The organism is Demequina subtropica (assembly GCF_000971235.1).
Taxonomy (GTDB): Bacteria; Actinomycetota; Actinomycetes; order Actinomycetales; family Demequinaceae; genus Demequina; species Demequina subtropica.
In genome coordinates this window covers 26,135-51,235 of the sequence record NZ_BBMB01000014.1, presented here as the reverse complement: position 1 = coordinate 51,235, position 25,101 = coordinate 26,135, and the positions used below count along the sequence as shown (strand labels likewise).

Annotated in this window: 28 protein-coding genes and 3 tRNA genes; 12 read left to right on the top strand and 19 right to left on the bottom strand. The window is 73.1% G+C overall.

The annotated features are described in order from the left end of the window. Window positions 1-9: 9 nt before the first annotated feature. The 4 genes from AOM06_RS13225 to AOM06_RS13210 form a co-directional block, all read right to left on the bottom strand. Window positions 10-1,014: an ABC transporter substrate-binding protein gene (locus AOM06_RS13225; protein WP_062307594.1), complete on the bottom strand. Its 1,005-nt coding sequence runs from the start codon at window positions 1,012-1,014 to the stop codon at window positions 10-12. 310 nt (window positions 1,015-1,324) lie between these two features. Further along, window positions 1,325-2,065 (bottom strand): hypothetical protein, encoded by a 741-nt coding sequence (locus tag AOM06_RS13220; RefSeq protein WP_062307589.1) that lies wholly within the window; start codon window positions 2,063-2,065, stop codon window positions 1,325-1,327. Further along, window positions 2,062-2,949, bottom strand: coding sequence for an ABC transporter ATP-binding protein (locus tag AOM06_RS13215; protein WP_062307583.1), 888 nt, complete (start codon window positions 2,947-2,949; stop codon window positions 2,062-2,064). The genes AOM06_RS13220 and AOM06_RS13215 overlap by 4 nt, the downstream gene beginning before the upstream one ends. Beyond that, entirely contained in the window at window positions 2,946-3,302 is a 357-nt protein-coding gene (locus AOM06_RS13210) for a GntR family transcriptional regulator (RefSeq protein ID WP_062307578.1), read from the bottom strand. The genes AOM06_RS13215 and AOM06_RS13210 overlap by 4 nt, the downstream gene beginning before the upstream one ends. Before the next feature lie 125 nt (window positions 3,303-3,427). Between AOM06_RS13210 and orn the strand changes: the two genes are divergently transcribed. From orn to AOM06_RS13195, 3 genes are all read left to right on the top strand, one after another. Then, a complete protein-coding gene (gene orn / locus AOM06_RS13205) occupies window positions 3,428-4,045 on the top strand; it encodes an oligoribonuclease (protein WP_062307573.1) in 618 nt (205 codons plus the stop codon). A 37-nt stretch (window positions 4,046-4,082) separates the two neighbouring features. Then, window positions 4,083-4,155, top strand: a tRNA-His gene (locus AOM06_RS13200). A gap of 105 nt (window positions 4,156-4,260) precedes the next feature. After that, window positions 4,261-4,926 (top strand): DUF4126 domain-containing protein, encoded by a 666-nt coding sequence (locus AOM06_RS13195; protein ID WP_082096938.1) that lies wholly within the window; start codon window positions 4,261-4,263, stop codon window positions 4,924-4,926. Window positions 4,927-4,968: 42 nt separating this feature from the next. Here the strand turns inward: AOM06_RS13195 and AOM06_RS13190 are convergent, their stop codons facing one another. Beyond that, entirely contained in the window at window positions 4,969-5,724 is a 756-nt protein-coding gene (locus tag AOM06_RS13190) for an ABC transporter ATP-binding protein (protein WP_082105582.1), read from the bottom strand. A 59-nt stretch (window positions 5,725-5,783) separates the two neighbouring features. On the opposite strand from AOM06_RS13190, the gene AOM06_RS13185 reads away from it, so the two are divergent. The 3 genes from AOM06_RS13185 to AOM06_RS13175 all read left to right on the top strand — a co-directional run bounded on the left by AOM06_RS13185 (window position 5,784) and on the right by AOM06_RS13175 (window position 8,322). Beyond that, window positions 5,784-6,449: an ABC transporter permease gene (locus AOM06_RS13185; RefSeq protein ID WP_228372958.1), complete on the top strand. Its 666-nt coding sequence runs from the start codon at window positions 5,784-5,786 to the stop codon at window positions 6,447-6,449. Then, window positions 6,446-7,177 carry an ABC transporter permease gene (locus AOM06_RS13180; RefSeq protein ID WP_062307778.1) on the top strand — a complete coding sequence of 244 codons (732 nt, stop codon included), beginning with the start codon at window positions 6,446-6,448 and terminating at the stop codon, window positions 7,175-7,177. The genes AOM06_RS13185 and AOM06_RS13180 overlap by 4 nt, the downstream gene beginning before the upstream one ends. A gap of 140 nt (window positions 7,178-7,317) precedes the next feature. Continuing rightward, window positions 7,318-8,322 carry a glycine betaine ABC transporter substrate-binding protein gene (locus AOM06_RS13175; protein ID WP_062307567.1) on the top strand — a complete coding sequence of 335 codons (1,005 nt, stop codon included), beginning with the start codon at window positions 7,318-7,320 and terminating at the stop codon, window positions 8,320-8,322. A 72-nt stretch (window positions 8,323-8,394) separates the two neighbouring features. On the opposite strand, the gene AOM06_RS13170 is transcribed toward AOM06_RS13175, so the two are convergent. From AOM06_RS13170 to AOM06_RS13160, 3 genes are all read right to left on the bottom strand, one after another. Beyond that, window positions 8,395-9,492 (bottom strand): NAD-dependent epimerase/dehydratase family protein, encoded by a 1,098-nt coding sequence (locus AOM06_RS13170; protein WP_082105581.1) that lies wholly within the window; start codon window positions 9,490-9,492, stop codon window positions 8,395-8,397. Window positions 9,493-9,807: 315 nt separating this feature from the next. Continuing rightward, a tRNA-Lys gene (locus tag AOM06_RS13165) sits at window positions 9,808-9,883 on the bottom strand. A gap of 89 nt (window positions 9,884-9,972) precedes the next feature. Next, window positions 9,973-13,599, bottom strand: coding sequence for an SCO7613 C-terminal domain-containing membrane protein (locus tag AOM06_RS13160; RefSeq protein WP_062307556.1), 3,627 nt, complete (start codon window positions 13,597-13,599; stop codon window positions 9,973-9,975). 228 nt (window positions 13,600-13,827) lie between these two features. On the opposite strand from AOM06_RS13160, the gene bcp reads away from it, so the two are divergent. The 3 genes from bcp to AOM06_RS13145 all read left to right on the top strand — a co-directional run bounded on the left by bcp (window position 13,828) and on the right by AOM06_RS13145 (window position 15,136). After that, the gene (bcp, locus tag AOM06_RS13155) at window positions 13,828-14,298 is read left to right on the top strand and encodes a thioredoxin-dependent thiol peroxidase (RefSeq protein WP_062307550.1); all 471 of its coding nucleotides are present in this window, start codon (window positions 13,828-13,830) and stop codon (window positions 14,296-14,298) included. Window positions 14,299-14,352: 54 nt separating this feature from the next. Next, window positions 14,353-14,434: transfer RNA gene (locus tag AOM06_RS13150), tRNA-Leu, on the top strand. Between the two features lie 72 nt (window positions 14,435-14,506). After that, window positions 14,507-15,136 (top strand): LysE family transporter, encoded by a 630-nt coding sequence (locus tag AOM06_RS13145; protein ID WP_062307544.1) that lies wholly within the window; start codon window positions 14,507-14,509, stop codon window positions 15,134-15,136. Window positions 15,137-15,215: 79 nt separating this feature from the next. Here the strand turns inward: AOM06_RS13145 and trxA are convergent, their stop codons facing one another. Then, the gene (trxA, locus tag AOM06_RS13140; protein WP_062307540.1) at window positions 15,216-15,587 is read right to left on the bottom strand and encodes a thioredoxin; all 372 of its coding nucleotides are present in this window, start codon (window positions 15,585-15,587) and stop codon (window positions 15,216-15,218) included. A 132-nt stretch (window positions 15,588-15,719) separates the two neighbouring features. Between trxA and AOM06_RS13135 the strand changes: the two genes are divergently transcribed. Beyond that, on the top strand, window positions 15,720-16,262 hold the full coding sequence (locus AOM06_RS13135; protein ID WP_156163710.1) for a DUF4916 domain-containing protein: 543 nt from the start codon (window positions 15,720-15,722) through the stop codon (window positions 16,260-16,262). Here AOM06_RS13135 and AOM06_RS13130 read toward each other — a convergent pair. The 10 genes from AOM06_RS13130 to AOM06_RS13085 all read right to left on the bottom strand — a co-directional run bounded on the left by AOM06_RS13130 (window position 16,259) and on the right by AOM06_RS13085 (window position 23,524). Further along, on the bottom strand, window positions 16,259-16,789 hold the full coding sequence (locus AOM06_RS13130) for a mismatch-specific DNA-glycosylase (protein ID WP_228372957.1): 531 nt from the start codon (window positions 16,787-16,789) through the stop codon (window positions 16,259-16,261). The genes AOM06_RS13135 and AOM06_RS13130 overlap by 4 nt on opposite strands. Before the next feature lie 58 nt (window positions 16,790-16,847). After that, a complete protein-coding gene (rdgB, locus tag AOM06_RS13125) occupies window positions 16,848-17,459 on the bottom strand; it encodes an RdgB/HAM1 family non-canonical purine NTP pyrophosphatase (protein WP_228372956.1) in 612 nt (203 codons plus the stop codon). Beyond that, the gene (rph, locus tag AOM06_RS13120) at window positions 17,459-18,190 is read right to left on the bottom strand and encodes a ribonuclease PH (protein WP_174447475.1); all 732 of its coding nucleotides are present in this window, start codon (window positions 18,188-18,190) and stop codon (window positions 17,459-17,461) included. The genes rdgB and rph overlap by 1 nt, the downstream gene beginning before the upstream one ends. Before the next feature lie 133 nt (window positions 18,191-18,323). Next, complete coding sequence (locus AOM06_RS13115; RefSeq protein ID WP_062307525.1) at window positions 18,324-19,109, bottom strand: MBL fold metallo-hydrolase; 786 nt, start codon at window positions 19,107-19,109, stop codon at window positions 18,324-18,326. Then, the gene (murI, locus tag AOM06_RS13110; protein ID WP_062307518.1) at window positions 19,106-19,927 is read right to left on the bottom strand and encodes a glutamate racemase; all 822 of its coding nucleotides are present in this window, start codon (window positions 19,925-19,927) and stop codon (window positions 19,106-19,108) included. The genes AOM06_RS13115 and murI overlap by 4 nt, the downstream gene beginning before the upstream one ends. Continuing rightward, window positions 19,924-20,556: a DUF2017 family protein gene (locus AOM06_RS13105; protein ID WP_082105591.1), complete on the bottom strand. Its 633-nt coding sequence runs from the start codon at window positions 20,554-20,556 to the stop codon at window positions 19,924-19,926. The genes murI and AOM06_RS13105 overlap by 4 nt, the downstream gene beginning before the upstream one ends. Further along, window positions 20,553-20,840: an ATP-dependent Clp protease adapter ClpS gene (clpS, locus tag AOM06_RS13100; RefSeq protein ID WP_062307511.1), complete on the bottom strand. Its 288-nt coding sequence runs from the start codon at window positions 20,838-20,840 to the stop codon at window positions 20,553-20,555. The genes AOM06_RS13105 and clpS overlap by 4 nt, the downstream gene beginning before the upstream one ends. Window positions 20,841-20,876: 36 nt before the next feature. Then, a complete protein-coding gene (locus tag AOM06_RS13095) occupies window positions 20,877-21,152 on the bottom strand; it encodes a DUF3039 domain-containing protein (protein WP_082105590.1) in 276 nt (91 codons plus the stop codon). Window positions 21,153-21,179: 27 nt separating this feature from the next. Then, window positions 21,180-22,772 (bottom strand): hypothetical protein, encoded by a 1,593-nt coding sequence (locus tag AOM06_RS13090; protein ID WP_062307500.1) that lies wholly within the window; start codon window positions 22,770-22,772, stop codon window positions 21,180-21,182. Next, on the bottom strand, window positions 22,754-23,524 hold the full coding sequence (locus AOM06_RS13085) for an ABC transporter ATP-binding protein (protein WP_062307493.1): 771 nt from the start codon (window positions 23,522-23,524) through the stop codon (window positions 22,754-22,756). The genes AOM06_RS13090 and AOM06_RS13085 overlap by 19 nt, the downstream gene beginning before the upstream one ends. Before the next feature lie 106 nt (window positions 23,525-23,630). Here AOM06_RS13085 and AOM06_RS13080 point away from each other — a divergent pair, with 106 nt between their 5' ends. Both AOM06_RS13080 and AOM06_RS13075 read left to right on the top strand, forming a co-directional pair. After that, window positions 23,631-24,506 (top strand): VOC family protein, encoded by an 876-nt coding sequence (locus AOM06_RS13080; RefSeq protein ID WP_369401418.1) that lies wholly within the window; start codon window positions 23,631-23,633, stop codon window positions 24,504-24,506. 76 nt (window positions 24,507-24,582) lie between these two features. After that, window positions 24,583-24,999, top strand: coding sequence for a hypothetical protein (locus tag AOM06_RS13075; protein WP_062307482.1), 417 nt, complete (start codon window positions 24,583-24,585; stop codon window positions 24,997-24,999). Window positions 25,000-25,101: the final 102 nt, after the last annotated feature.

Below are 25,101 nucleotides of genomic sequence, written 5' to 3'. Positions count from 1 at the left end.
CCGGCAGGATCAGTACTTGCGGTCCGGCAGCGCCGCCTCGGCCGCGGCCTGGTCGAACGCCAGGTCCTCGACGTACTGCACCGCCTCGACCTCCTCGCCGTTGACGACGGCGGAGACGGCCGCGGCGACCAGGTCACCGAGGAGCGGGTTGCACTCGACGATGTAGTTGATCTCGCCGTCGACGAGCGCCTGCATGCCGTCGTGCACCGCGTCGATCGAGATGATCTTGATGTCCTCGCCCGGCACCGCGCCGGCCGCCTTGATCGCCTCGATGGCGCCGAGCGCCATGTCGTCGTTGTGCGCGTACACCAGGTCGATGTTGTCGACGCCGTAGTTCTGGATGAAGCCCTCCATGACGGACTTGCCGCCGTCACGGGTGAAGTCACCGGTCTGCGAGTCGATCTTCTCGATCATGGTGCCCTCGATGGCCGCATCGAAGCCGGTCGCGCGGTCGTTCGCGGGAGCCGAGCCCGTGGTGCCCTCGAGCACCACCATCTTGGTCTCCTCGCCGCCGTACATCTCGGCGGCCCACTCGCCCGCCTTGACGCCCTCCTGCTCGAAGTCGAGGCCGATCCAGGCCGCGTAGAGGTCGTCCGATGCGGAGACCGTGCGGTCCTCGAGGATCACCGGGATGTCCGCGTCCGCGGCCTCCTGGAGCACGTCGTCCCAGCCGTCCTCGACGATCGGCGCGATGACGATCGCGTCGACGCCCTGGCTGATGAAGCCGCGCACGGCCTCGATCTGCGCAGCGGTGTCGTTGTCGGCCGCGTTGAAGATGAGCTCGAAGCCGTTCTCCTCGGAGAACGCGGTCTTCATGGACTCGGTGTTGGCCGAGCGCCAGCCCGACTCCGAGCCGGTCTGAGCGAAGCCGACGACGATGGTGTCGCCGCTGCTGCCGCCGTCACCGGATGCGTCGCCGCTGCTGCCGGCGTCGCCGCCGTCCGAGGAGCATGCGGTCAGTGCGAAGGCCGCGGCCCCCGTGAGTGCCATGCTGGTGAGAAAACGCTTCTTCATTGCCAGAACCTCCCTGTCCTGCCCGGCATCGTTGCCGGATCGAGCGCGTTGCCCCACGGTGCCCACGTTGGCACCGTGCATTCGCATATTAGCGCTCACAATGTGAGGGTTCACAAGCACGCCAGGGTCACGTTTCCGTAACAGAAGCCGTGATGTGGACCGCTGAGGCATCGTCCCAGGTCACCATGGTGGCACGCGGAATGTGAATGCTCACTTTTCGCGGCGCTGAGGGGGACGCGACGGGCCCGCGCATCGTCGAGGGGGGACGATGCGCGGGCCCGTTCGTGTGTCCGCGCGGGGCGGCGGCCGGTCAGGCGCGGGTGGGCGCCCTGCGGATCACCAGCCATCCGAGAGCCGCGAGCGCCGCGCTGAGCGGCAGCGTCCAGGCCATCACGACCTCGATCGGGTTGTCGCGGAAGAACGCCACCAGCGAGTCCCCCGCGTCGAGCGCCCACCACACGAACGCCACCACCGCGAGCGCGAGCCCGGCGAAGTACAGGTACAGACCCGCCGCGCGCCACCTCACGAACAGCGCCCCGATGAGCGCGCCCATGGCCGTGAACAGCAGGTACAGCGCGAGGTAGTGGAACGCGATCACCGCGTAGGGCTCGTCGTAGAGGTACGCCGGCGCATAGAAGGAACCGTCCAGGCCCCACCCGTCCGTCGCACGCTCGACCATCGCGAGCACCCCGAGGCCGAGCGCGTAGACCACGGCCATCGCCGCGAAGAACGCGACGGTGCCCGCGTAGTAGTCGCGGCGCGTGGCGGAGAAGCCCATCGCGAAGCGGAACCCGGCGTTCATGGCCTGGATCGCGATCACCATCATGTAGATGACGAGCCAGGACACCCCGCCGGCGTAGCGGAACGCGTCCGGTTCGAGCGAGTCGCCCGCGTAGTGCGTGATGAGCGCCCAGATGGACCACGTGATCCCGTGGACCCCGAACAGCACGAGCCACGGCAGGATCGCGGTGGGCCACGGGTTGGCCACATGGATCCGCATCACGGACGCGATGCGGCGCGGAGCGGGGATCTCTGCGGTGAGGGCGGTCATGACGCCACCTCCTCGTGGACGGGCGCACCGGTGCGGTGCACGATGAGCTGCTGGAGCGAGACCGGGGCGACCTCGAGCCCGGACGATGCGGCGCGCGCCCGGTCCTGCGCGTCGAGCCCCGCGACGGTCGCGGAGGCGATGCCCGCGATCGACTCGCGACCCAGCACCTCGCGGCCCGCGACGAAGGCCTCGACGTCCGCCGCGCGCCCCACGAGCGTCGCGGCGGTCCCGCGCAGGTCCTCGGTCGCGGCGTCGATGAGGAGGCGACCCTGGTGGATGACCAGCACGTGGTCGAGCAGGTCCGCGGCCTCGTCGATGAGGTGCGTCGACAGCACGATGGTGCGCGGGTGCTCGGCGTAGTCCTGGAGGAGGCGGTCGTAGAAGACGTGGCGCGCCACGGCGTCCAGGCCCGCGTACGGCTCGTCGAGCAGGGTGAGCTCGGCGCGCGACGCGATTCCCACGATGGCCCCGAGCGCGGAGCGCTGGCCTCGCGACATCTTCTTCACCATGCGGTTGACCGGCACATCGAAGTCCTCGACCAGCTGCGCGGCGAGCGCTGCGTCGTACCGCGGGAAGAAGTGCGGGGCCATGGCGAGCACGTGGCGCCCGCGGTAGGCGTCCGGGTAGCTCTGAGACTCCTTGATGAAGCACGTGCGGGTGAGCACGCGCGCGTTCTCGACGGGGTTCTCGCCGTCGACCCGCACCGTGCCGGAGGATGCGAAGTCCTGTCCGGTGATGAGGTTCATGAGCGTGGTCTTGCCGGCGCCGTTGCGGCCCAGCAGTCCCGTGATGCTCCCCTCCTCGACGGCGAAGGTGACGCCGTCGACTGCACGGACGGCGCCGAAGCGTCGGCTGAGGTCCGTGGCCTCGATGATGGCGGTCACTGTGCCGCCTCCTTCCTGATCATCTCGATGAGCTGCTCGGGGGTGATCCCGAGCGTGACGGCCCGCGACACGAGCGGGCCGATGTAGGCGTCGTGGAACTCGTCGCGTCGCGACGCGAGCAGCGCGGCCCGCGCCCCCGTCGCGACGAACATCCCGATGCCTCGGCGCTTGTAGAGGACCCCGGCGTCGACCAGGCGGTTCACACCCTTGAGCGCGGTCGCGGGGTTGATGCGGTGGAACGCGGCGAGCTCGTTGATCGACGGCACCTGGGCCTCCTCCGGCATGGAGCCGTCGAGGATCCTCTCCTCGAGCTGCTCCGCGATCTGCTGGAAGATCGGCCGACCGTCGTCCACGACACCTCCCTGGTTCCCCGCTCAGTTCCTTGGTTAGTTACTTCACCAACTAACCAACCATCCTTGGGCGAGCCTGTCAACCCCTCGCCCCACCCGTGTCGCACCGCGTCGGTAAGGTGTGGGCCATGACCGACACCCCTCTCGTCTGGATCGACTGCGAGATGACGGGCCTCGATGTGGGCAGCGACGCCCTCGTCGAGGTCGCGTGCCTCGTCACCGACTCGGACCTCAACATCCTGGGCGACGGAGTCTCCGTCGTGATCAAGCCCTCCGAGCAGGCGCTTGCCGGCATGGGCGACTTCGTGCGCACCATGCACGAGACCTCGGGCCTGCTGCCCGAGCTCGAGCACGGCACCACCATGGAGGACGCGCAGCAGCAGGTGCTCGCCTACATCAAGGAGCATGTCCCCGTCGCCGGCAAGTCGCCCCTCGCGGGCAACACCGTCGGCATGGACCGCATGTTCCTCGAGCGCGACATGCCCGACGTCATCGGCCACCTCCACTACCGCGTGGTCGACGTGAGCTCGCTCAAGGAGCTGGTGCGCCGCTGGTACCCCCGCGTGTTCTTCCAGGCGCCGGCCAAGACCGGCGGCCACCGCGCGCTCGGCGACATCCGCGACTCGATCACGGAGCTGCGCTACTACCGCGAGACCATCCTCGTACCGCTGCCCGGCCCGGACTCGGATCAGGCCAAGGCAGCGGCGGGTCGTGTGACGCCCGACGCGTCACCGACACCCTCGTAGACCCGGTACACTGGTCTCCGTCCCGCGAGGGACGATGGTGGCTATAGCTCAGTTGGTAGAGCACCGCGTTGTGGTCGCGGGGGCCGCGGGTTCAAGTCCCGTTAGCCACCCTGAGCACGAAGGCCCCGACGTCATGGACGGCGGGGCCTTCGTCGTTCCCGCGCAGACTATCCTTGCGAAGGCGCCGCGGCTCGGCGCCCCCTGGAGGAGGACACATGCTCGCAGCTCTCACCGGCGCCGGACTGGCCGCCGCAGCGGGGCTCAACGCGTTCATCCCGCTCGTGCTGGTGGGGCTGTTCGCCCGCTTCACCGACTTCATCGTGCTGCCGGAGCAGCTCGACTGGCTGCAGTCGTGGCCCACCATCATCATCGGCCTGCTGCTGCTCGCCGCTGAGCTGGTGCTGGACAAGATCCCGGGCGTCGACCACATCAACGACCTCCTCCAGTCGCTCGTGCGACCGGTGGTGGGCGGCGTGATCTTCGCCGCCACCGCGGCCGCGCAGGTGATCGACGAGAGCAGCTTCTGGCAGGAGAACCCGCTCATCGCGGGCATCATCGGCGCGATCGTCACCGCCGCCGTCCACACCGCGAAGTCCGCCTCACGGCCGTCCGTGAACGCCGCGACCGCGGGCACGGGCGCGCCCGTCGCCTCGTTCGCCGAGGACGCGACCGCCGTCGCGCTCAGCCTCATCGCGATCTTCGTGCCCATCCTCGTGGTGGTGGTGCTCATCGCGATGGGCTTCGTGTTCTACCGCATCGTCACCACCGGGCGTCGGCGACGCCGGCGCCGCGCCCAGCTCGAGGCGGAGGAGCGCGCCGAGCGCGAGGAACGCGCCGCCGCGGGCTTCAAGACGCCATGGTGGCGGGGCCGCTGGCGGTAATGCCGCATCAGGCGGCGCGGCGGCGCGGCTGGCGCTAGCCGCTCAGGCCGCCGGCGCCTCCCCGAAGTCCGCGAGGAAGTCGGCGACGAAGTCGTTGGCGGGCTCCTGCGTCACCTCGGCGGGGGTCCCGTGCTGCTCGAGCACGCCGCCGCGCGACAGCACCGCGATGCGATCCGCCAGCAGGACGGCCTCGCGGATGTCGTGGGTCACCATCACCACGGTGGTGCCGAGCTCGCGCTGCAGCGCCTGGAACTCGCGCTGCAGGCGACGGCGACCCTGGGGGTCCACCGCGCCGAAGGGCTCGTCCATGAGCATCACCGGCGGGCGCGTCGCGAGCGCCCGCGCGACGCCCACGCGCTGACGCTCGCCGCCCGAGAGCTCGTGGGGGTAGCGAGCGCCGTATGTCGCGTGCGGGAGGCCCACCAGCTCGAGCAGCTCGTCGACGCGGGCGCGCGTGCGCTCCTTGTCCCAGCCGACCAGGCGCGGCACCGTCGCCACGTTCTGGGCGACCGTCCGGTGCGGGAACAGGCCAACGTGCTGGATCACGTAGCCGATGCTCCGGCGCAGCTCGACCGGGTCGCGGCCCATGACGTCCTCGCCGCCCACCAGGATCCGGCCGGACGTGGGCTCGACCAGGCGGTTGATCATGCGCAGCGTGGTCGACTTGCCGCAGCCCGAGGGGCCGACCAGGGCGAGCACCTCGCCGGCCCGCGCCTCGAGGTCGAGCGCGCCGACCGCGACCGTGCCGTCCGGATAGACCTTGTGCACCTGCTCGAGGCGGATCCCGCTGGAGTCCATCGGTCCACCGTAGCGTGACCGCCCCAGGGCCCGTCGGACCCGCCGTGTACGGTCGAAGGGTGGATAACCCCTGGCTGTCGCTCGACTACCTGCGCCGCAGCGGCGGCGAGGTCTGGGAGCATCTCCAGATCCACGCGACGCTCACGGTCGAGGCGATGCTCATCGCGATCGCGCTCGCGCTGCCCATGGCGATGCTCGCGCGCCGCTCGCCGCGGCTGTCCGGCCCCATCCTCGGGCTCACCGGGGTGCTCTACACGGTGCCGTCGTTCGCGCTGTTCGCGCTGCTCGCGCCCTTCACCGGGATCGGACGCACCACGGTGCTCATCGGCCTGGTCGCATACGCGCTGCTCGTGCTCGTGCGGAACACGCTCGTCGGTCTCCAGGGGGTCGACCCCGACGTTGTCGACGCGGCGCGCGGGCTGGGCTACTCCCCCACCCGTCTGCTGCTCACCGTCGAGCTCCCCAACGCGCTGCCCAGCATCGTCGCCGGGCTGCGGATCGCCACCGTCTCCACCGTCGCGCTCGTGACCGTGGGTGTGGTGGTGGGCTATGGCGGGCTCGGTCAGCTGATGTTCCGGGGCATGCAGTCGAACTACCGCGCGCAGATCGCCACCAGCGCGCTGCTGTGCCTCGCGCTCGCGCTCGTGCTCGACCTGCTCCTGGTGCTGGCGGCACGGTGGGCGATGCCGTGGGCGCGCTCGCGCGCGAGGAGCGCCGTCGCATGAGCAGCATCGGCGACGCGTGGGAGTACCTCACCGACCCCGTCAGCTGGACGGGCGCGCACGGCATGTTCGGCACCAACCTCGACGGCTCCCCGCGCTTCCAGCAGGACTCGATCATCGCGCTCGCGATCGAGCACCTCTACATGTCCTTCGCGGCCGTCGCGATCGCGGCCGCGCTCGCGCTGCCGCTGGGCCTGTGGCTGGGGCACATCCGCCGAGGCGGCGGGGCGACCACCGTGATCTCGAACGTGTCGCGCGCCATGCCCACGCTCGCGCTGCTCACGCTGTTCTCCGCCTCCGCGATCGGCTTCGGGAACCGCGCGGTGATCATCGCCGCCGCGATCTTCGCGTTCCCGCCCATCCTCACCAACACCTTCACCGGCATGGCCGGCGTCGACGCGGACGTGCGCGAGGCGGCGTTCGGCCAAGGGATGACACGTCGCCAGGTGGCGCTGCGCGTCGAGCTGCCGCTCGCGGTGCCGCTCATCGCGGCGGGCCTGCGCACCTCCACCACGCAGACCGTCGCCACCGTGCCCCTCGCCGCGCTGGTCGCGGGCGGCGGGCTGGGCGTGATCATCAACACCGGCGTCGCGACGCAGCGCTACGGTCAGGTGCTCGCCGGGGGGATCCTCATCGCGGCGCTGTGCCTCGGGATCGACCAGCTGCTCAGCCGGGCCCAGCGCGTCGCGACGCCCCTCCCCCTGCGCGCGACCACGGTCGCCGCCGCCTGACCCACGCATCGTCCTGTTCCGACCCATCCGCCCTCGCGGACGCGGCGAATGGTGAATAGCCTGGAAGCCGGGTCACGGGGGAACAAACACCCTCGCACCCCGGTTGCGCACCATGGACAGACCCCCACCGGAGGAGCGACATGAGAAGCACGAACGCCATCCTTGCGGGCACCGCCACCGCGGTCCTGCTGCTCGCCGGCTGCAGCTCCGGCTCCGACACGCTTCCACTGGAGAGCAACGACGCCTCGACCATGGGCTCGACCTCCGGCGGTTCCATGGCCCAGGAGTGCCAGCCCGTGCCGGGAGACACGCTCGTGGTCCTCGAGGACGATGCGATGCTGCAGAACGCCGACAACGTGATCCCGGCGATCAACGGGGACGCCGCGACCCCCGAGCTGATCGCGGCGCTCGACGCGGTGTCCGCGGTGCTCACCACGGACGACCTGATCGCGCTCAACAAGGCGGTGGACATCGATCGCGCGACCTCCCAGGAGGCGGCGACGCAGTTCGTCGCGGACAACTCGATCGCGGCACCCGACGAGGGCTCCGGATCGATCGTCATCGGCGCCGCGAACTTCTCCGAGAACATCACGGTCGCGGAGATCTACGCCGCCGTGCTGGACGCCGCCGGCTGGGACACGGAGGTGCGGACCATCGGCTCCCGCGAGACGTACCTGCCCGCGCTCGAGAGCGGCGAGATCCAGGTGGTCCCGGAGTACGCGGCGACCGTGACGGAGTACCTCAACCTGGCCGCGAACGGCGCGGACGCGGAGCCCGTGGCTTCGGGCGACGTCGACGCGACCGTCGCCGCGCTCGAGCCGCTCGCGACCGACGCGGGGCTCGTCTTCGGCGCCCCCTCGGCCGCTCAGGACCAGAACGCATTCGCCGTCACCACCGCGTTCTCGGAGGAGTACGGCGTCACGTCCCTCACCGGGCTCGCGGAGACCTGCGGCACCATCTCGCTCGGCGGGCCTCCCGAGTGCCCCGAGCGCCCGTTCTGCCAGATCGGGCTCGAGGAGGAGTACGGCCTCGAGGTCGCGCAGTTCGACTCGCTCGACGCGGGCGGGCCGCTCACCAAGAACGCGCTGCGCCAGGGCCAGGTGATGGTCGGTCTCGTGTTCAGCTCGGACGGCGAGCTCGGCTGAACCGCCACCTCCCGACGACGAGGCCCCGGTCCGCTGGACCGGGGCCTCGTGACGTCGGGGGCGGCGCGTCCGTCAGGCCGCGGCCTCCACATGCACCGGCTCGAGGTAGTACTCGGCAGCCTGGCGGCGAGTGGCCTCGGCCGCGGTCGCGCCCTCGTCGACGCTGCGCACCCAGTCGACGATCCGCTCGGCGGAGCGGCGCAGGTCGAAGGCGTGGTGCCAGTCGAGCAGGTCCGCGGCGCGCGAGCCGTCGAGCCACAGCAGCTTGTCCTCGGGGAAGCCGCACACGTCGCGCTCGGGGCTGATGAGCGCCTCGTCACCCCAGGCCCGCGCGAGCTCGAAGACCATCTCGCCCGCGGTGTGGCCCGCGGTCGGCGGCGCGAAGTTGAGGGCGTGCACGTCCTCCTCGGTCGCGGTCAGCAGCCGGGCGCCCAGGCGCACGAACCCGTCGACCACGTCGAGCACGTGCTGGAAGGGTCGCACCGCGAGCGGGTCGCGGACCGCGAAGACGCGGTCGTCCTGGAACACGCGGATGCAGTTGGGGACCAGGCGGTCCGCATCGTCGCCGCCGCCGATCACGTTGCCCAGGCGGACCGAGCCGGCGCGGTGCGGGGCACCGCCCAGGCGGGGCAGGTCCATGAACTCGGCGAACATGCTCTCGCACATCGACTTCGAGGCCGAGTACGGGCTGTGCCCGCCGATGGGGCTGTCCTCGGTGAGCATGCCGCTGTCCGCGGACATGGGCACGTAGCACTTGTCCGAGGTCACGTGCACGAGCGACGGGATGAGCCCGATGCGCTCCGCCTCGAGGATGTTGAGCGAGCCGTTGAGGTTGACGTCGAAGGTGAGGTGAGGGTCGTCGAAGCCGCGACACAGGATCGCCTGCGCCGCGAGGTGGAAGACGACGTCCGGCCGCGTCACCTCGAGCGCGGCGAAGAGGCGGGAGCGGTCGCGGACGTCACCGACGATGCGGTGGACGCCCATCTCCTCGAGCCACACGGCCCGTTCCGCCGAGGAGGGGTCGTCGTCGATCGAGTAGCCGACGACGTTCGCTCCCAGGTGGTCGAGGACCGTGGCGAGCCACGCTCCGATGAATCCGCTGTGACCCGTGATGAACACGGTCTTCCCGGAAAAGGTCGAGCTGTCGCCAGCCCTCTCAGCGTTGCCCATCACGTACCCCCGTGTTGTGATCCCCCCTGGACGGCGCGCGCACCGGCCGACAGCGCTCACCGCGCCACAGACCAGGAACCCTCGCCTCGCGGACCCTTGCAGGATTCCGGCGTACCGAATGGTCCGCCTTCGTCCCTTTTGTCCACGCCTCTACTTGTAGCGCACCGATGCGCGCTTGGCCAGTGTTGATCGCGACGGAATGCGTGATTCGGCGGAATCGGGCGCGGAATCGTGCGTGCGCCGGACGGGGATCGGCATGCCGACGTCCGCCGGGAACGACGAAGGCCCGGTCCATCCGGACCGGGCCTTCGTGTGTGGTACGCCCCCAGGGACTCGAACCCTGAACCCGCTGATTAAGAGTCAGCTGCTCTGCCAGTTGAGCTAGAGGCGCATCGCTCCGCTACCGCGGCGCGAGAGAAAACACTACCTGACTTCTACGCGAAAGTGAAATCGGCACGGGGACGCCTCCGGCATCCCGGCTCACCTGAGCTGGCGCAGCCGATCGTAGGCGACGGCGAGCCCGAGCAGCACCGCGCCCACGGCCGCGAAGGCGATCCAGCGGGGCAGCTCGGGGTCGGGCACCGCGACCTGGACGAGCGCGAGGGCGACGGCCGTCGCGGCCGCGGCGACCGCGGGCGCGAGCCACCTGGTTCGGACGCTCACGATCGCGAGCGCCGCCACCGCAAGCGTGAGCCCGACGGTGCGCACGAGCGCGCCCGGCTGCACCGCGATCGCGACGAGGCTCGGCACGATCGCGAGCGCGAGCCCGCCGCCCAGCGCGGTGGTGCTCGCCAGCTCAGGATCGCGCCGCATCCATGCGACACCCTCGGCCAGCGCCCACGCCGCCGGCACGATCGTGTACGCCTCGAGCGCCTCGATGCCGGCGCCGCTCAGGACGAGCCCGACACCGAGCGTCGCGCCGATCGCCGCGCCCACCCGGGCGGGCAACGGCGCCGGCTCGCGCAGCGCGAGCCAGCCCGCGGACACCACCAGCATCCCGAGGCCGGCCGCCGTCGCATCGTCCGCGACGATGCCCGCGGCCAGGACCAGGATCGATGCGGCCGCACCCGCCCGTGCCACCGCGACGGCAGGGATCCAGTCGAGTCGCGCAAGCGCCACGATGCCCGCGAACGCGACGCCGGCGAGCGCCGCCGTGGCGACCTCCTCCCCGCCGAGCTCGCCGACCGCGAGGCGCGCCGCGATGGCGCCCGCGGCCACCGCGACCAGCCCGCCGACCTCGCGCCACGCGACCAGGCGTCGCGCGATCAGCACAAGCACCGCGGCGACCACCGCGTGCGCCGCGACCTGCGCCCACGGGTGCATCCCCGCCATCAGCACCGCCGCGAGGGCGATCATCACGGGATGCCAGGGGCCGACCGTCCAGCGTCCGAGCACCGCGAGCCCGGCGACGGCGACGGCCGCGACCACGATCGCCGACCACGGCGTCGGGACGGCCGCGGCGGCGAGCACGCATGCCGCCCCGACGATGGTCGCGGCGTCGACTCGCAGCCGCCGTGCCGCGAGCAGCCCGGCCGCCGCGACAGCGGCGGCGGGGACGGCGAGCGGGTCGACGGGCGTCCCGGCGCCGGTCCCCTCCCACGCATCGGACACGGCACGCAGCCAGGCGACCGCGGTCGAGGCGAAGCCCGGCAGCGCCCACAGCGCGACGGGCACGAGCCCCCACCGGCCCGCGGCGGCAGGGCGCTCGCCGAGCACACGCAGCAGCCACGCGGCGCCGGCGGCCGACGTCGCCCCAGCGAGCGCGACCGCCACGGGGCCGCCGCCCTCACCGCTCACCCAGGCGGGCGCCACCAGGGTGGCGATCGCCACCGCGGGCGCGGTCGCGAAGCGCGGGACCAGCAGAGCGGCGAGCGCGAGCAGGCCGGCGATCCCCAGCACCACCGCCGCGCCCGTCACGGGCGGGACCAGGCCGAGCGCGATGCCCGCGACCCCTCGCAGGGCGAGCGCCGTCACCCACGCGATGGCGCCGATCTGCGCGACCGCCCGGGCCTGCGCGTCGCGCCACCACCATCCGGTGGCTCCCGCAGCCGCGGACAGCACGAGCGCCGCGCCCATCGTGGCCACCTCGCCCGCGCCCGCCGACGCGACCGCCGCCGTCCCGACGGCTGCGCATGCGGTCGCGAGGACCGCTCCGGCGGTCTCGCCGAGCCGTGCATGGTCACCGTCGCCGATCGCGCGCCCTCGGATCGCCGCCGAGGCCACCACGCCCGCGAGCAGCGTCAGCCCGCAGGCCAGCAGCCAGCTGCGAGGCCCCGCGGCTCCCTCGAGGCGGAGCACGTCGATCGCCGCGACACCACCCCACGCGAGTGCGACCACCAGGAGGACCGCCGCGGGCGCGAGGCCCCCGAGCGCCCACCGCGCGGCCGCGGGGGCGACGCCCGCGAGGAACCACACGAGCGCCGCCGCGGCGGCCACCAGGGCGGCACCTGCCCACACCTCCGTGCCGCCGAGGCGGAGCACGGTGGCGGCGGGAGCGAGCGTCAAGAGCAGCACGTTGAGAGCGCCGAGCGCCCGGGGCGCCCGACGGACCGCCGCCAGGGCGAGGGCGAGCGGGACGGCGGCACCGGCGAGCGTGAGCCACGGCCACCGGTCCCCGGGCGATGCCCACGCCGCCATGCCCACGAGCGCACCCCCGGCGCCCGTGGCCACCCCCGCGAGCGCGACGGTGAGGCGCGCCGGCCCCGCGGGCCACGCGCGCGCCGCACCCGCGAGCAGCGCCGCCACGGACGCCGCGGCGAGGGCGATCGCGGCTCCACCGCCGGGCGGAGGCGCGAGCGCGAGCACGGCGGGCACGGTCGCGGCGGCGACCATCGCAGCGCCGGTGGTCAGGACGGCGCGCGCGTGCTCCGCATCCTCCCAGCGCCGCGCGACGATGCTCGCGGCGCCGATCGCGGCCAGGCCCGCAGGCCACGCCCATGGTGCCGCCGCTGCGGCGCCGCGCGCGTCGATCGCGATACCCAGGCCTGCGACCGCGGCGACGACGGCGGCGATGCCCGCGGGGACGAGCCCCCACGCGACGGCCCGCTGCAGCGCGGGCTCGCGGGCGCCGGCCGCGAGCGCCAGCGCGCCGATCGCCGCGACCACGAGCAGCGCGAGCGCCGGCTCGCTCAGCAGCGGAGCCATGCCCGCGCCCGCGGACGTCGTCGCGACCACCGCGGCGGTGACGCCGATCCCGCGCCAACGGACCGCCGCGCCGACCGCCGCGACCGCAGGAAGCCAGACCCACCAGATCTTGCCGGGCTCGAGGTCCGCGAGAGCGTAGGTCGCGACCACGGCGAGAGGTCCGAGCGCCGCGACCGCGTAGCGCTGGAGCTCCGCGCCCATGCCGTCGAACCACCGCTCGCCCGCGACCATGAGCAGGCCCACGGCCACCGCGGCGGACAGCGCGAGGCCCGCGGCCCCCGACTCCGCGCTGGCGCCCGCCACCGCGATGAGGGCCGCGACGGGGACGGTCGCGGCCGCGGCGAGCGACAGCCACGGCACGTCGCGGCGCGCAAGGAACGAGGCCGTCGCCGCGGCGACCACGAGCGCGGCCGGCGTGGTGAAGACCCCGAGCACGTCCGCCGTGCGCTCGAGCGCGACCACGGACGTGCCCGCGAAGGCCGCCGAGACGACGCCGATGGCACCGGCGGGCTCGGGCATGCCCCGGCGGAGCACCCAGCGCGCGAGCACGCCCACGGCCGCAGCGATGGCGAGCAGGATGACCGCCTGGAGCGCCGGGAGGATCGTCTCCCACGTCACCGCGACGAACACGATCGCGGACGCGATGAGCAGCGCGGCGCCCGCCATCCCCAGCAGCACCGGGGCCGTGAGCGCGGTCCGCAGGCGTGCCGTGCGGACCCGAGGGGCGCGTGGCGCCCGGGGCCGGTACGGTCCCGGGACCGCGAAGACGTCGCGCGGTGCGGAGGCGGCGGGCGGCGCGACGGGCGCATCCTCGCGGGGCGCATCGTCCTCCGGACCCAGGCGCCGCATCCTGAACCTGGTCGCGCCGAGCTCGACCCGGGCGCGCTCGCGCGCCGCGAGATCGCGATCCAGCTGGACCCGCGCGGCATCGTAGGCCGCCTGCGAGAGCGCCACCGCAGCCACGGCCTCTCGCAGGCGCTGCGCCGCCGGGTCGCCCAGATCGGCACCGCAGCCCGGGCACGCGCCGCCGGGCTGGTCAGACGCGGGATCCCCGCACAACGGACACGCCGAATCCCCTGCTACGACCATGAACGCCCCCTTGGGCGCGAGTGTAGCGACGCGAGACGCGCTTCGGCACGCACCGACGCACGGCGGTGGAATCGTGTCCCCCGCGCTAGCGTTGGAGGCATCATGAACGACACCCGACTCGCCGTGGGCGACACCGCGCCCGACTTCACCGCATCGACCGACTCCGGCACGTTCCGCCTCGCGGACCTGCGCGGCCGCAAGGTCATCCTGTACTTCTACCCCGCCGCCATGACGCCGGGCTGCACCACGCAGGCGTGCGACTTCCGCGACTCGCTCGACCGCCTCCACGCCGAGGGCTACGAGGTGGTCGGCATCTCGAAGGACTCGCCGGAGAAGCTGGCGAAGTTCCGCGAGGCGGAGGGCCTGACGTTCACGCTCGTGTCCGACGAGGACCGCGCGGTGCAGGACGCCTACGGCGCGTGGGGCCTCAAGAAGCTCTACGGCAAGGAGGTCGAGGGCTCGATCCGTTCGACCGTCGTGGTGGACGAGGACGGCAAGGTCGCGCTCGCGCAGTACAACGTCAAGGCCACCGGCCACGTCGCCAAGCTGCGCCGCGACCTCAAGATCGACTGACACCGCCGCGGGCGTGGGCCGGGCGCCGTCGCGCGCCCGTATCCTGGACCCCGCGCGCGAGTGGCGGAATTGGCAGACGCGCTGGATTTAGGTTCCAGTGCCCTCGGGCGTGGGGGTTCAAGTCCCCCCTCGCGCACTCTCGGATCCCGCACCGGCCCGCCGGTGCGGGATCTGTCGCGTCAGGCCAGGTGCATGCCACGATGTCGCCGTGACCCACGACCTCCTCACGCTCGCCGCGGCAGGGTTCGTCGCGGGGCTCGCGGTGGCGATGCCGCTCGGCGCGATCGGCGTGCTCATCCTGCGCGAGGCCATGCTGCAGGGGCTCCGCACGGGCCTCGCCGCCGCCGCCGGGGTCGCCACGGTGGACCTCGCGTACTGCGCCGTCGCGGTCGGGCTCGGCGCGTATGCGGCGGACGCCCTCGCGCCGTGGGGCTCCACGATCGCGGTCGTGTCGGGCGTGGTCCTCATCGGCATCGGGCTCGTGCTGCTGCGCGGCGCCCTGCGGCCGCCCGCGCCCGCCGCGGAGCTCGTCCGGGGCCGCCCGCTCCGCGTCTACGCGCGCTTCGTGGCGCTCACCTCGCTCAACCCCGCGACCGTCGTGTACTTCGTCGCGCTCGCCGGCGTCGTCACCACCGTGACGACGGCCGCGGCCGGCCCGCTCGTCTTCGTGATCGCGGCAGGGCTCGGCTCGCTGCTGTGGCAGGCGGGGCTCGCGATCGTGGGATCGGCGGTGGGCGCGCGCGTGTCGCCGCGCGTGGTCCGCGTGCTCGGCATCGTCGCCGCGGGCGCCGTCATCGCGCTGGGCGTCGTGGCCCTCGCGGCCGCCCGCAGCCTCTGATCCGGAGCGGCGCCTGGAGGCCGGGCATGCAGAGGGCCCGGCCCTCCCCTGCGGGAGGACCGGGCCCTGTGAAGCCGTCTCAGCCCTGCGCGGACTCGTGCTCGGCGATCTTGGTGCGGACCTCGTCCATGTCGAGGCCCTCGACGGCGCCGATCAGCTGCTCGAGCGCCGGGCCCGGCAGCGCGCCGGCCTGGTTGAAGACCATGATGCCGTCGCGGAACGCCATGAGCGTGGGGATCGCGGTGATCCCGTACTTCACGCTGAGCTCCTGGTGCGCCTCGGTGTCGACCTTGGCGTGCACGATCTCGGGCTTGACGTCCGAGGACTGCTCGAAGATGGGCGCGAAGCGCTTGCACGGGCCGCACCATTCGGCCCAGAAGTCCACGAGGACGATGCCGTCCTTGCTCACGGTCTCATCGAAGGTGTCGGTGGTCAGCTCGACAGTTGCCATTGCTTCCTCTCTTCGGCAGTAATACCCCGGGGGGTATCCTATCACTTCCCTGCGTGCGGGCTTTCGGTATCCAGGTTGTCACGTCACGGCGCGGTTGACGGGCCACGCGCAGACTCGGGGTAGAAAAGACTCATGACCGATATGGCCGAGCTCCCTGACGAACCCACCGGCTGGCTGTCCGACCGCGAGCTGCAGCACGTCCGTTCCGAGCTCCCGTTGGTGTACGTCAACGTGATCCCCGTGCGGATTAATCCCATGGGCGAGATCACCGAGGTGGGCCTGCTCCTCAGGGCCATCGACGGCGCGATGTCCCGCGCGATCGTCGCCGGGCGCGTCCTGCTGCACGAGCGGATCCGCGACGCCATCGTGCGCAACCTCGAGAAGGACCTGGGGCTCGCGGCGATGCCGCAGGTGCCCCTGTCGCCGGTGCCGCTCGCGGTCGCCGAGTACTTCCCGACCAAGGGCGTCACGCCGTTCCACGACTCCCGCCAGCACGCCGTCGCGCTGGTCTACGTCGTGCCCGTCGAGGGGCACTGCGAGCCGCAGCAGGGCGCGCTCGACCTCACCTGGCTCACGCCCGAGGAGGCCGCGAGCGAGGATGTGGCCGCGGAGATGGCCGGCGGCCAGCACGTGCTGGTCCGTCAGGCTCTCGCGCACTGCGGCGCCGCGATCTAGGGCTCCCTCTCGAGGACGCGGGCCAGCTCCGCCCACCAGTCGAGGCGGCTCGGTCGGCCGTCGTAGTGGGCGCGCCCCTGGTTGCGCCCGCTCGGGCTTGGGAGAACGAACACGCGCGCGCCCGCGAACGACCAGTCCTGGGCACCGAGCCCCGGCCGCGGCCGCCCGAGCCAGCGTGCGGCCTGCGCGCCGGCCTCCTTCGACGTGAAGGCGATCCACCGGGGACGATGCGCGGCGACCTTCGCGGCGAGCGCCGGGACGTCGTACGGGAGGCCGCGATCGTGGCTCTGCGCCATGGTCTTCACCAGGTCGGTGAGGCCGATGCCGAACCGGGCGACCCGCGCATCGTCCCCCGGGGCGAGCGGCTCGGGGACGATGCCGGCCTCCCCCAGGTACTGCCAGAAGCGGTTGCCCGGGCCGGCGTAGTAGTGCCCGCGCGCCGCCGACGCCAGCCCCGGGGCGGTGCCGCAGAACACGACGCGCAGCCCGGGCCCGAGGCGGTCCGGCAGGACGGGAGTCCCGCGCACGGCCCCCGCGTCCGGATCGGAGGACTGAGCGTCCCGAACCGGGCGGGGCCTGGTCATCTCAGGCCCGGAGCGCCTCGGCCACGTGAGGGGCGAGGGCGCGGAACGCCTTGCCGCGGTGGCTGATCTGGTTCTTGCGCTCGGCGGTGAGCTCCGCGTTGGAGACGGACTCACCCTGCGCGCGGAAGATCGGGTCGTACCCGAAGCCGCCCTCGCCTGCGGGCGCGCGCAGCAGCTCGCCGCGCAGGATCGAGCGGCACACCTGCTCGCGGCCGTCGGGCATCACCAGCACGGCGGCGCACACGAACTCGGCGCCACGGTGCTGGTCCGGGATGTCCGCCATCTGCGCGAGGAGCAGCTCGAGGTTCTCCTGGTCCTGCCCGTGCGCGCCCGACCACAGCGCGGAGAAGATGCCCGGCGCGCCGCCCATGATGTCGACGCCGATGCCCGAGTCGTCGGCGATGGCGGGCAGCCCGGTCGCGGCGGCGAGCGCATGCGCCTTGATGAGCGCGTTCTCCGCGAACGTGGTGCCGTCCTCGACGGGGCTCGGGGCGCCGAGCTCCTTGGCGGAGGCCACGTCCTCGCGCGTGAGCCCGGACAGGGAGGGCGCGAGGATCGCCCAGATCTCGTCGACCTTGTGGGCGTTGTGCGTCGCGATCGCGAGACGCGCCATCAGTCCTCCAGCGCCATCGCCTGGAGCACCGCGAGGTCCGCGTTGCCCTGGGTCGCGAGCGCGAGCAGCGCGTCGAGCTCCTCCTTGGAGAACGGCGCGCCCTCGGCGGTGCCCTGCACCTCGACGAAGCCGCCGACCCCGGTCATCACCACGTTCATGTCCGTCTCGGCGCGGACGTCCTCGACGTACGGCAGGTCGAGCATCGGGACACCGTCGATGATGCCCACGCTCACGGCGGAGACCGAACCGCTGAGGGGCTGGGCGCCGGGCTTGATGGCGCCGTGCTTGCGTCCCCACTCGATCGCGTCCGCGAGCGCGACGTACGCGCCGGTGATCGCGGCGGTCCGGGTGCCGCCGTCCGCGTCGAGCACGTCGCAGTCGAGCACGATGGTGTTCTCGCCGAGCGCCTTGACGTCGATGATCGCGCGCAGCGAGCGGCCGATGAGCCGGCTGATCTCCATGGTGCGGCCGCCGATCTTGCCGCGCACGGACTCGCGGTCGTTGCGCGTGTTGGTCGCGCGCGGGAGCATCGCGTACTCGGCGGTGACCCAGCCCTCGCCGGAGCCCTTCTTCCAGCGCGGCACGCCCTCGGTGAAGGACGCGGAGCACAGCACGCGCGTCCCGCCGAACGTCACCAGGCACGAGCCCTCGGCGTTGCGCTGGAAGCCGCGCTCGAAGGAGATGGGGCGGAGCTGGTCGGGGGTGCGGCCGTCGGCACGGGTGATCGTCATGGTGACGAGCCTATCCGCCCCCTGACAGCAGCAACGGAGCTGGTCCCGACCCGCCGTGGGTGGGATCGGTCACGGGCCGCGACACGCCGCACATCCGGGACTCGCTCCGTTGCGGCTGTCGGACGGGCGCGGGTCAGAGGATGTGCGTCTCGCCCGGGACCGCGTGGGTAACGGGCGCGCCGTACGCCACGGTCGCGAGCTCGAGCGTGCCGGCGGGATCCACCCACGAGGCGATGTGCGTGACGATCAGCTCGCCCACGCCCGCATCGCGCGCGAGCGTGCCCGCCTGCGTGCCGTTCATGTGGATGCCCTCGGGGTTGACACGTGAGTGCGCCCAGCCGGCCTCGGCGAGCAGGGCGTCGGCGCCGCGCGCGAGGCCCAGGACCTCGTCGCAGCGATCCGTGTCGCCCGTGAACACCAGGGATGTCGGCCCGTCCGCGAGCGCCGACGGCCCCGCGACGCGCACCGCGACGGCCGGGACGGGATGCCAGGCACGCGCGAACGTGAAGGAGAACGGCCCGACGGCGGCGGTGTCGCCGTCGCCCACGGCGGTGAAGTCGAACGTCGCGAGCGCGGTCAGGTCCTCGGAGCCCGCGATCTGGACGATGCGCTGGTCGAGCCCCTCGGGGCCGAGCAGGATCAGCGGCGGGAGGTCCTCATCGGCCGCGGGCCCGTAGCGCCGCAGCACCGAGAGCGCCGCGAGATCGGCGCAGTGGTCGGGGTGCCCGTGCGACACCACCACGGCGTCGACGCGCGCGGGGTCGCAGTACCGCTGGAGCGGCCCGATGGCACCCGACCCCAGGTCGAGGACGATGCGCCACGTGCGGCCGTCCGCATCGTCCGCCTCGACGAGGTAGCAGGAGGCGGGCGCGTCGGGGCCCGCGGTCGAGCCGGCGGAGCCGACGATGGTGAGCCTCACTGGGCCGCCTCCACTTCGGGAAGAGGTTCCACCTGCGTCACCACGGGACCAAGGAAGCGCTGGGCGAGCGCCTCGAAGCGGTCGCGCGGACCGGTCGCGTAGAAGCGGTGGCTGGGCGCGGTGTGCGCCTCGCGCTCGAGCCCGTTGGCCGCGAGCACGCGGTAGACGTCGCGCGCGGTCTCGGAGGCGGAGTCGACCAGGGTCACGTCCGGGCCCATGACATACGCGATCGCGCCGGCGAGCAGCGGGTAGTGCGTGCACCCGAGGATGAGCGTGTCCACGCCCGCCTCCTGGAGCGGCGCGAGGTACTCGCGGGCGACGCGGATCACCTCGGGACCGGTGGTCTCCCCCGCCTCGACGAGCTCGACGAACCGTGGGCAGGCCTGGCTGGTGATGGTGAGGTCCGGCGCCCCCGCGAGCGCGTCGTCGTACGCCCCGGACGTCACCGTCGCGACCGTGCCGATCACGCCCACGTGACGCGAGCGCGACAGCGACGCGGCTCGGCGCGCGGCGGGCAGGATCACCTCGACCACCGGGATCCCGCGCTCGCGCGAGAACCTCTCCCGCGCGTCCCGGAGCACCGCGGCGGAGGCCGTGTTGCACGCGATGACGAGCGTCTTGACGCCGTCGGCGACGAGCGCGTCCATGATGTCGAGCGCGTGCTGGCGCACCTCCGCGATCCCGAGCGGTCCGTAGGGCCCGTGCGCGGTGTCGCCGACGTAGTGCACCGACTCGTGCGGCATCGTGTCCATGATCGCGCGGGCGACGGTGAGGCCGCCCACGCCCGAGTCGAACACGCCGATGGGCGCGTCGTTCATCCCTGTCCTCCTAGCGACACGGACACCAGCGATTCCTGGAGCCACGTGAGGGCGTCGTAGAGCATCCCGAGCCAGACGCGCTCGGGGTCGATGGCCGGCTCCGGCGAGGCGTCCGACTCCATCGCCTCGCCCGCGCGGGCGATGTCCGCGTGCAGCGCCTCCGCATCCGCGTCGCTCTCGAGCCCGAGCCGGGAGGCGATGACGAGGCGCACGTCGGTGAGCGCGGCGGCGGTGGGCATCACGTGGTCCGCGGGCACCACCCACTCGTCCGAGTCCTGGCTCAGCTCCTCCCACATGCGGCGCAGGCGCGCGAGCTTGGTCGCGCGCAGGTCCTCCTCGGTGAGGCGGCGGAACTCGTCCGCGACCTCGCGCTCGCGCGGCGCCGCGTTGGGCAGGAGCCGCAGGAGCGCCGGGTCGTCCGGCTCCGCGGGCGCGTCGGCGAGCTCGTCGAGGAAGCGCAGGCTCTCCGCGAGATCCTCGCGGTGCGGGAGCGTCGAGTGCGGCGCGCTGCCGAACGACTCGCCACCCAGGAGAAGGCCCACATCGGCCACGATGCGCGCGATGACCAGGCGCTCGTCCTCGTCGAGCGCGGCGACGGCCGCGCCGTCGCGGGCCGCGAAGGCCCTCACGCGTCGGCCCGCTCGAGCGTCGCCCACAGCCCGTAGGAGTGCATCGCCTGGACGTGCACCTCCATCTGCTCGCGGCTCCCGCTGCTCAGCACCGACCGGCCCTTCTCATGCACCTCGCGCATGCGTGCCTCGGCCTCCTGGCGCGGCAGGCCGAAGTACTCCTGGAACACGCGGGTGACGTAGCTCATGAGGTTGACCGGATCGTTCCAGACGACCGTGACCCAGGGCTCGCGCACGCGCGTGCGCACGCTTGCGCCCGGCTCGAGCCGCTCCTGGGTACCCACGCGCTCAGCGTAAGGCCGCAGGGCGCCCCCGCGCGGCTACTCGTCGCCGTCGGGACCGAATACGCCGTCGATGATCTCCTTGCATGCGGGGCACACGGGGAAGCGGTTCGGGTCGCGCCCGGGGACCCACACCTTGCCGCACAGGGCGATCACGGGCTCGCCGCTCATCGCGGACTCGAGGATCTTCTCCTTCTTGACGTAGTGCGCGAACCGCTCGGCGTCGCCGGGCTCCACCAGCTCCTGGGTGTCGGTGCGCTCGATCGTCGCGGTGCCGCCCTGCGGCTGGGTCATCGGCTCAAGGGTCTCGCTCATGCGCACCATGGTACGCGCGGGCCATCGCTATGCCACGGACGCCAGGAGCCGTCCCGAGCGCGCGTTGTAGACGGCCCCCGCGGCGCGCACCCCGCCGGCGTAGGCGCCGATCCCGGTCGCGATCCCCAGCACGCATGCGACCACGCCCCAGCCCGGCGCCTCGGCCACCAGCGCGACCACGAACGGCACCACGACGAACGGCACGAGCAGCAGGAGCACGAGCGACGACACGAGCTGCGCGACCAGGCCCGCGCCCACCGCGCCGACCTCCGATCCGAACGGGCTCGCTCCCGGCGCGGGCGCACGGTAGGGCACGAGCACCGCGCTCAGCGCCGCGACCCCGAGGCTCACCCCGAGCACGCCGACGCACGTCCCCAGCAGCCCGGGGGCATCGGCCCAGCGCCCGCCCCACGCGACCGTCGCGAGCGCGACGACGACGATGAGCGGGAGCGCCCACGAGGCCGTCGCCGCGAGCCTCCCGCGCAGCACCGCCTGACCCAGCCTGCCCGACACGACGTCGAGCCACAGCGCGGTCGAGTCGAAGGCGACGTCGTTGTGCCGGCCCCACCCGATGGTCACGGCGAGCACGATCGGCACCAGGTAGGCCCATCGCCGGTCGAGGTCGAACACGGGCATCACCAGCGCGAAGAACGTGACGGGAAGGAGCATCACGCCCACCAGGGACGACAGGTAGCGGGGATCGCTCACCCACGCCCGGACGAGCCGCGCGTGCACCGCCGCCGTCGCGCCGTCGCGCGGGTGCACGAGCCCCCGTACCGGGTCCAGGATCCGGTCGTGGCGGCGACGCGCTCCTCCCCCGCGCCCCAACGGCGCCACGAGCTGATGCGCGACGTTGACGCGCCACACCCCATGCACCAGGAGCAGCCACACGGCCTGCATCGCGATCCGCCAGCCCGCTCCCGCCCAGTCGCCCGCCGCTGCGTACGCCGGCGCCGCGACGCCCGCGCCGAGCGGCGTGGTCCCGAGCCTGTCGAGGAGGACCTCGACGTCCGCGCCGATGACCGCCGTGAGCCCGTCGCGGAAGAGCACGAGCGCCACGGGCGCCGCGGCGGCGAGCGCGAGCGCGAGCACCGCGAACGTCGCGAGCTTGGCCCGCCTCGAGGACAGCACGCGCGCCGCCCACGCCGCGCTGACGCGCGCGCCGAGCACCATGGAGCCGTACGCGAGCGCGAGCCCGAGCGCCGCGACGGCGAGCACCCCGGCCCCGCTGCCCCGCCACGAGAGCCCGAGCAGCCCGAGCGCGAGGGCGAAGAACGCGGCCGGCATCGTGAGGAACGCCGCGACGGTGAGGCCCGGCATGATCGTCCGCGCCGACACCCCGAGCGTGCGGAAGCGCGCCGGCTCGAGCGTGTCGTCGAGCCCGGCGACCATGAGCGGCACCACGGTCCAGCCGATCGACAGCACGGCGACCAGCCCCACGAGCAGGTCGGCGCGGACATCGTCGCTCTGGCGCGCGAGCGCCGCGCCGCCCCACACGAGCCACGGGAGCATCGTCAGCATCCAGGTCACGCCCAGGCCGGCGACCAGCAGGCGCCACCACTCGCGGCGTGCGAGGTGCCACGCCGCGCGCAGGCGGATCGCTACGACTGTCGCAACCACGTGAGGTCCCGCCGTTCGCGCTCGTCGCCCACGAGCGCCACGAACCGCTCCTCGAGGTCGAGGGCGCCGCCGCGGACCTCCGCGAGGGTTCCCGCGGCGAGGACGCGCCCGCGGCCGACGACGGCGACGTGATCGCAGAGCCGCTCGACCAGCGCCATCACGTGCGAGGACAGCACCACCGTGCCGCCCGTCGCGACGTACTCCTCGAGGATGCGCCGGATCGCGCCGGCGGACACCGGGTCGACGGCCTCGAAGGGCTCGTCGAGCACCAGCAGACGCGGAGCGTGCACGAGCGCGCACGCGAGGCCGATCTTCTTCGCCATGCCCGCCGAGTAGTCCATCACGAGCGTGCGACCCGCGTCCTCGAGGTCCAGCGCCGCGAGGAGGTCGTCCCGTCGGGCGCGCACCACCTCGCGGTCGAGGCCCCGCAGGCGTCCGGCGTAGGAGATCAGCTCCCCGCCGGTGAGCCGGTCGAACGTGTGCAGGCCGTCCGGCAGGACCCCGATGAGCGGCTTGGCCGCCTCGGGCGAGGACCAGAGGTCGATCCCGAGCACGGCCACCGTGCCCGCGTCGGGCTGGAGCAGCCCGGTCGCCATCGACAGCGTGGTGGTCTTGCCCGCGCCGTTGGGTCCGACCACCCCGTAGAAGGACCCGGCCGGGATGTCGAGGTCGATGCGATCCACCGCGAGCGTGTGGCCGAAGCGCTTCACGAGCCCGCGCAGGGACAGCGCCGGGGCGGGGACCGTGGTCATGGCGCCAGGGTATCGCCGGAGTTCCAGGCGCGTTGCGCGAGGCGGTGGACCGCTCCCCGCCCACCACGCTATAGTTGCCACGGCAACCAATACGCAGGGAAGAGGGATGAGCATGGACGGCGCGCGCGGAGACCGCATCGCAGACGGGACGACGATGGGGCCGGTCGAGCTCCACGTCGAGGACCTCGACACGATGCTCGCCTACTACCGCGACGTGCTCGCGCTCGAGCAGATCCGCGTCGACGGCGATCGCCATGTGCTCGGCCGCGGCGGCGTCGACACCGTGGTGCTCACGCCCACGCGCGGGCTGCCCCGCTTCGACCGGCGCGGCGCGGGGCTCTTCCACACCGCGGTCCTCTTCGATTCGCGCGAGGGGCTCGCGGCCGCCGTGTTGCGCGTCGCGCAGGCCGCGCCCGGCTCGTACACCGGCGCCGCCGACCACCTGGTGAGCGAGGCCTTCTACTTCGACGACCCTGAGGGCAACGGCGTCGAGCTGTACGTCGACCGGCCGCGCGAGGCCTGGACGCGCGACGCCACGGGCCGCCCGCTGATGGGCACCGAGCACATCGACGTCAACGGGTTCCTCACCACGCACCTCACGGAGGCCGAGGTGGCCGCGCCGACCGTCGCGGCGAGCGTCGGCCACGTGCACCTCCAGGTGGGCGACATCCCCACCGCGAAGGAGTTCTACGTCGGCACGCTCGGCTTCGACGAGGTTCTCGACATGGGCAGCGCGCTGTTCGTCTCCGCCGGCGGCTACCACCACCACGTCGGGCTCAACACCTGGAACTCGCGCGGCGCGGGCCCGCGCGCGGCATCCCTGGGCCTGGGCACGATGGACATCGTGCTGCCGTCCGCGGACGACCTCGGCGCACTGCGGGAGCGCCTCGCCCACAGGGGCGCCGCGGTCGCGGACGATGGCCGCACGGTCACGGTCGCCGATCCGTGGGGCTCGCAGATCCGCGTGACCGTCGCGGGCTGAGGCGCCGCCGGGCGAGCGTTGACGATCCGCTGCGCCCCGTGCGAGGCTCCGCGCAGAGCCGGAGGGGGATCCAGCCATGACCCGTGCACTGCGCATTGCTCTCTCCGCCCTCGCTGCCGCCGCGGTCGCCGCCTGCTCGGCACCGAGCGCGGCGTACATCGACGATGCGACCCTCGAGCCCGCGACATGCTCACCCGCGCGCGAGGGCGTCGAGTGCTTCGACGCGGTCGTCGCCGCGACGGGGGATGCCGGCGACGTGGTCACGGCGTCATGCGCGGTCGTCGCGCTCGACACGGAGACCGAGCCGATGCCGCTCACAGGCCCCGACAAGGCGGCCGTCGCCGCGGTGAACGCGGACCCGAACCTGGGACTCGAGTCGCTCGAGGTGACGGTGGGCGTGCCCGTCACCGTGGCCTCACTGGCCCTGCCCCTCGCATCGGACCCGGCCTTCCTGCGATGGCATCTCTCCTGCGACCCCGGCGCCGAGGGCTGACCCGGACGTCGCGGCAGGCCCGGGCGGACAGCGTCATCGCAGGTGCGGGGCGGTTCCGCGTGTGAACCGTGACACCGAACCTACGGCACCGTAGGGTAGGCG